Here is a 6,392-nt window from a genome sequence, read left to right on the forward strand (position 1 = left end):
CTCCTCACCCAAACGGGTGACTACCTGCTCAAATTCCTGCTACTGGAGGCTTTCAACCATGCAAGAGTATCTACAACAACTCATTCACCATTCCCAGATGGGCTACTTATTTCCCCATCGAGTTGCCGTGGCCGCCTTTCGAGTCCCCAATGAATACCAATTAAATAAGCATCGTCCCAAGCTGGTCGAGAATCAGCACTGGTTCAAGATTAGAGGCACTGATCACATTGATCGCGTTTTTTACTCCTTGGCTGGATTGCTGTTGCTGGCTGATTTAGTCGCAACGCCGCAGGCTCAAGCCTTTAAGCAAGCTCTAATGCAGCACTGCCAAGGTGGAGCAATGGTCAAAGCGCCCCCCAACTTCCTTTACCACTCTCCTAGCGTTTCGACTGCGCTATACGCAGAGCCTGTGCCTCAAACCACCTTTGAGTCTGAGCTGACTCCAGATGACCTGCTGACCCCTGCTGATCCCGCTTATGAGCTCGCCCAGTATCTTCAGCCCCCAACTTCCTGGGGAGTTGAGCCTGGGATCGCTCCCTCCACCACTACGGCTTCCGAGATGTACCAGAACTCGCAGGATACAGCTGCTCTCATTTTTCAAGCCCAGCGGGTTGCCAGTGAACAAATCTTCCAAGCTCAGCGGTTAATGACACAGCAGCCAAAAACGCCGGACGTGCAGGTCACGGTTAACTTGTGGCGGAAATGGAATACTTGGGTGGACCAACAAGACATCTTTGCCTTCTCGTTGGTGGCAGCAGGAATGATTGGGATGGCGGGTTTCGGGAGTTGGTTACTCGTGAGCAGCGCAGTTCGTCATGCGCCCGATCCTGCCTCTCATTACAGCCCTCAAAGCTACTGGAGGTAGGCAGTGGGATAACGACCTTCATCGCTCCACTGTTGAACTTCCACCTCCGCGATCGCCTACCCCCTAAAGCCTCATTGTCAGCACCTCAAAATGCTCGATTAACTCAACCTCTGATCCCAGGAGATGACCAATGGCAAACTCTTCACGCAAATCTCGTTCCCGTTCCGCCAAAAATAGCGCTAGTTCCGACCCGCTAGAGGCTATCCTTTCGCCCCTCACGGGTGGCGGTCACAGAACCGTAGCTAATTTCAACCTCGGTGAAGTGGACCACGGTTTGAACTTTCCCGAATTTAATCCCAATGACCACTTTGCCTCAGACTTGTTCAGCGACTCTTCCCCCTTGCCGCGTACCTCCAAAGCGGAGGCAGATGTCGCTTGTGCCTCAATCGAAGAAAAGCGGCAAACGCTCAGAGTGGCTCAAGCCAACATTGCTTTGAACCAGGATGCCGCTGGCACAGGTGTGGCCTTCCAGAAGTTTGTGGGCACCGTGATTGACTATGGCACCACCAAAGTCAATAACCACACTAAATTCATCAACTATCAAACTGCCCGAACGAACCTTGATACCGCTCAAACCAAGTGGAGCCAAGCTCAAGAGCGTTTGATTCAAGAGCAAGCGGTTTTAGACGGCATGGTGGAGATGACGCCCCTGATTCGGGAGGAATGGGAACAGAAAAAGGTGCTCAAAGCCAGTCGAATCGCTGACCTGAAGCAATCGGTGTTTGAAGCGAATGCCAAGCTTGATGCCGACATTCGTCAACTGGCGAACGCCACTGTTTAAGGGAGGAGGCAGCAATGGAACGAGCCAAACTCCTACAACAACTGAAACAGCCGAAGCTGATTGCTGATATTGCGGCAGGTTCAATTGCTGTGTTGGGGCTGTTCGGCTGTTTCAGTGAGTCTCCCTTCACCCGCAATCTCTCTATTGCCGCACTGATGGCAGGTGTGAGTACTGTGGGAGCCAACAGCGCGATCGCCCAGCTCTACGCGGAATGTGCCTTGAATGCGATGGACAAAGAGCTCAGCCGCCAGGACAATGCCCTGGAGCTGTCAGAAGCTCAGGTGAGCGAACTCGCCCACAAGCTGGAGGAGTGGAAAGCCTTCTGGGGACACCAGCAGAGACATGGAGAAGCCCTGAAGCTGCAACTGGTACAAGCTCAGACTGCTTTATTTGAGCTGCGCTCTGAAAATGGAGAGCTCAACAGCCACATTGCGCTTTTAGAATCAAACCTTGAAGCTTGGCAGCAACGCCTTCAAAGCCTCACCATGCAGCAAGAGCGCGATCGCCAGCAAGCTCAGACTTCCATTGAAGCTTTAGCAGTTGGGGTCAAAACGACGATGGCAGCAGCAGTGGTCGAGTACCGCGATCGCCTGCTGAGTTCCATTGAAGCAACCACTGGCCAACGAACGGATTTGGTGCCGCAGCTAAAACGCTTGGCTGCTGAAGTGAAGCACGTGGCTACGGACCACCTCAACCACATCACAAACCTCTCCCCCTCTAGTGACCTCAAAGCGTTTGTCGATGAAGCGCTGAGGCTCCTACAGCAGGAGTTCGAGGAGCTTTCTGCCCTTAAGGTGAAGTATCGCAACGTGATCAACACTGGGGACAAGCTGCACTACCAGTCGCAACTGGCTGAGAAACAGGTTGAACTTGATGAATTGCAGCAAGGATTAACGCGATTCCAGCAGGACTTCATTCCCAGAAGTCAGCATGAAGCAATTTTGAGCGAGTTTCAAGTCAAAAAGGATGAAGTGCTCAGTTCTCTGGCTCAACAGGTGGAAGCCCTGGAAGTTGAGTTGAACGGCGATACCGATGCCTACATGCAAAAGCTGCTTCAGCAGCTTGACCGAGCCACCCGTGAAATTGCCAACCTCAGAGAACAGGTAGACCAGCTACGAAGGCCGCAGACTTTCAGCCCTGCCACCCGAGATGACCTGCGGATGGGGAATCAAATCATTGAATATTTCTGGCTGCATGGCATTCTCCTAGACCGCGCTGGGAGTGAGTACTGCAAGCACGAAGCCACGCTCTACTTCCACAGCGATCGCAACCCTCGGTTGATTTTGACCTCAGAGTTGAATGAACACGCCGAGAAGCTGACCCAGATTACACGTTGCCACAACGAAAAACCACCCGAATTCAAATACGACCCAGAGTCTGGGTTAATGTCGATTTGGCTGCAACTGTCGCAAAAACCGCCAGTGGATACTAGTGCAGTTCTAAAGACCATTGGCTCCGCTCAAGACTTCCTCAAGTACCTCAGCAGCAACCCGATTAGCTACCGAATTATTGGCGACAAAGGGAGAGGCAAAACCCCGTTAATGGCAGTCATGGTAGCCCATTTCCTCAAGATCGGGGGACGCAAAGGCAACGTTCCCAATGGCATGAAAATGTCGAAGCTGCTAGTGGGTGTGTCTTACCCCAATGCCGATTTCTCTCAGAAGGATAAAGGGCGTTACCCGCTAGAACCCTTTTTGTTTGCTCGCACTGATGAGCAGTGTAAAAAGGCGATCGCTCAGATTTACCAGGACTATCAAATGCGCCGTGATCCTACCAAGGGCGAGTTTGTGGATAACTTCTTTCAGCTTTGGGTGATTGATGAAGCCGACAACACGCTGGACTTTTCGGCAGAAGGATCTGCGAGCAAAATGCGCTCCATCTTCAACGATGGCGGTCACGCCAACATTGGGTGGATCTTTGCTGGGCAGTCCGTGAATACTAGAGTGCTTAGAGGCTGGACTAATGACGACCGCAAAAAATCAACTGAGATCATTCTGGAAGCGGCGAAGATTAGAGCCTGGGCAGAAGAGTATGGCTCTGACTATTACAGTAGCGATCGCTTAAAATCGCTGCTGGCGAATGTGGATGCGATTCGAGAAGTGATTGAGAAAGAAAACGCCGCCATCGGGGATGAAGCTAAGCGATTGCGAATTGCCTTAGTGGCTGATCCCATTTCTCCCAAACTATTTTTGCTACCCAGTTTTGATAGTGCTGAGTTTGACTTGGAAACCTACTTGGAAGTACGTAGAGAAGCAGATGGAATTTTGTCTGGAACAGGGTCCAATTTATTCCAAGCTGTCTCTAATACGGTAAACCAGAGTCAAAGCACAGTAAGCAATTCCACGATTCCAGGAATTCCGGTGGAATCGCCCCATGTGGGGGTCTGTCCAGAATGTGGAATGGAGTCCAGCGATCGCAAAGGCAAGCCAGAGGCAGGTAAACAACGATACTTCTGCAAGAACCCAAAATGCAGTAAGAAAACTTTTACAGTACCACTCAAACAATTGCTGAACTTGGATTAGAACATGCCAAGACTTGCGTTTGAATTACGCTGCAAGGGAAGCGATCGCCTAGATATTGAAAACGTCTACTCTTGCCCTGCCAGAGTCCTCACACGTATAGGTTTGTAGGGAAGTTGACGCTCAATTGACAAAATTCTCAATTATGAAATGCACTTTCAATGTTTCAGCCACTCACCTCTATTAGAAGCAAAAGCTGTAACCCTAGTAAAACCGCTCTCCACAAAAAACTTACACATGTGAGCTGCCAGAGTCCCCTAAACTTTTGAATGTAGATGTGGAGCCTGCTAGTGGTAAAAGTTATCGCACTATTCAATCAAGCGGGAGGGGTTGCCAAGACCAGTTTGACGATGAATTTGGGCTATCAGTTGGCTCAGAGAAATCGTCGAGTGCTACTGGCCGATATGGATCCTCAAGCCTCTTTGACTACGTTTATGGGATTGGACGTATATAACCTGTCTCGTACTATTTATAATGCTGTGGTTTTGAGCGAGGAGATGCCAATCTACAAAGGTATACATAGAATGGATCTGGCTCCAGCTAATTTGAGGCTTAGTGCAGCTGAGTTGGAATTAGTTGTAGCAGATATGCGAGATCTCCGTTTAAAGGAAGCTTTAGCTCCGTTCCTGGATTCCTATGATTTCATCCTGATCGACTGCCCACCTAGCCTTGGAATTCTCAGCTACCTGAGCCTTGTTGCGGCTACTCATACGTTGATTCCCATTCAAACGCACTACAAAGCATTGGTTGGAACGGACCTATTGCTGGATACAGTTTCTCGTGTGCGTGCTCGTGCTAACAAATCCTTGAAGATCGCTGGGATCGTTCCTACAATGCACGAAGCACAAACAGTTCAAGCTAAGATGAGCCTCCAGACAATCGAAGATCAGCTATCTCAAGTAGGTAAGATATATCCTCCTATTCCTCGCTCTATTGCGTTTGCTGATGCATCCCAGGAACACCTTCCACTTGCCCTTTTTGCACCTAAGCATCCTGCAATCGCAATTCTGGATATCATTGCTCAAGGGGTAGAAGAGTTGTAATGGCAAGAAAACGAACAGCACAACCCTACCAGATGCGAAACGTGGGTGGCTTGCTAGAGGAACTGGGCAATGAACCTTCTACTGAGGTGCCTGTCGGTAAAATTCGCCTACCAAAGGATCAGCCTCGCAAGTACTTTGACTCAGCGAAGATGCGTGAACTGGTGGAATCAGTGCGTGAGTACGGCATTATTGAGCCGCTGCTAGTACGCCCATTGGCCAATGGGGAATACGAGCTTGTTGCTGGAGAAAGACGATACAGAGCTGCAAAAGAGGTGGGGCTAGATACAATTCCCATTGTTAGCCGAGATTTGAATGACCAAGATGCTATCCGCATCGCTCTTGTAGAGAACCTGCAACGGGAAGACCTCAACCCTATTGAAGAAACAGAGGCTATTCTAAATCTCTTCTCTATTGAGTTGAACCTCAGTAAGGAGGAAGTGACCGCTCTTCTAAACCAGGTTGCCAATGCAAAAAAACGAGGGCAGGAGTTGACGGGAAACGTTTCACGTCAAATTGAGCAAGTTGGCGAAGTGCTCTCTAGCATTGCTGATATAACTCCTGAAACCTTTCGTACCACCCGCCTTCCGCTATTAAATCTTCCTCCTGACATCCTCGATTCCCTCCGTCAAGGGCAGATCGAGTATACGAAAGCGAAGACGATCGCCAAAGTTAAGGATCCTGAACAGCGGCAGGCACTCTTAAAGCGGACGATTGATGAAGGACTTTCTCTTACACAAATTCGTGCTGAGATTACTGCAGGAGGACAAACCAGTGATAGCGGTCAATCTCCTACCTTGAGAGATGACTTCGACAGAATATATGGAAAGTTGAAAAAGTCTGATGTTTGGAATGACAGCAAGAAGCAAAATCGGCTCAAGAAGTTAATGACGGAGATTGAATCCTTGCTAGACGGAAAATAATCTTTAAGCAAGTTCTATAATGTCAGCCTACAACCTGTTCAGCTCCTTCAAATAAGGATGAGGAGCTTTATGCAGAAACTATCTGAAGTTCAAGTCTTGTTAAGTGGCGGAATAGACTCAACAGCTTTGGTTGCTTTCTATCTTTCGCGTAATACCAATTCTCTAAATTCTGGCGACAGATAGAGCATCCAAGATAGATTGCCGTCCCGTAATCGATGCCACGACTTCATCCGTCAGTGCCTCCAATCGCACTTTTAACTGCTC

5 protein-coding genes are annotated in these 6,392 nt (G+C 49.3%); all 5 read left to right on the top strand.

What is annotated here, in order from left to right; all coding sequences use genetic code 11:
* Positions 1 to 58 precede the first annotated feature (58 nt).
* The 5 genes from H6F68_RS20490 to H6F68_RS20510 all read left to right on the top strand — a co-directional run bounded on the left by H6F68_RS20490 (position 59) and on the right by H6F68_RS20510 (position 6,128).
* The gene (locus H6F68_RS20490; RefSeq protein WP_190561862.1) at positions 59 to 865 is read left to right on the top strand and encodes a hypothetical protein; all 807 of its coding nucleotides are present in this window, start codon (positions 59 to 61) and stop codon (positions 863 to 865) included.
* Between the two features lie 130 nt (positions 866 to 995).
* Complete coding sequence (locus H6F68_RS20495; RefSeq protein WP_190561864.1) at positions 996 to 1,646, top strand: hypothetical protein; 651 nt, start codon at positions 996 to 998, stop codon at positions 1,644 to 1,646.
* Between the two features lie 14 nt (positions 1,647 to 1,660).
* Positions 1,661 to 4,168 (top strand): hypothetical protein, encoded by a 2,508-nt coding sequence (locus tag H6F68_RS20500; RefSeq protein ID WP_190561866.1) that lies wholly within the window; start codon positions 1,661 to 1,663, stop codon positions 4,166 to 4,168.
* 287 nt (positions 4,169 to 4,455) lie between these two features.
* Positions 4,456 to 5,208 carry an AAA family ATPase gene (locus tag H6F68_RS20505; RefSeq protein ID WP_190561868.1) on the top strand — a complete coding sequence of 251 codons (753 nt, stop codon included), beginning with the start codon at positions 4,456 to 4,458 and terminating at the stop codon, positions 5,206 to 5,208.
* Positions 5,208 to 6,128 carry a ParB/RepB/Spo0J family partition protein gene (locus tag H6F68_RS20510; RefSeq protein ID WP_190561870.1) on the top strand — a complete coding sequence of 307 codons (921 nt, stop codon included), beginning with the start codon at positions 5,208 to 5,210 and terminating at the stop codon, positions 6,126 to 6,128. Before H6F68_RS20505 ends, H6F68_RS20510 begins: the two co-directional genes overlap by 1 nt.
* Positions 6,129 to 6,392 lie beyond the last annotated feature (264 nt).

The sequence above is a fragment of the Trichocoleus sp. FACHB-262 genome, from assembly GCF_014696035.1.
Taxonomy (GTDB): domain Bacteria; phylum Cyanobacteriota; class Cyanobacteriia; order FACHB-46; family FACHB-46; genus Trichocoleus.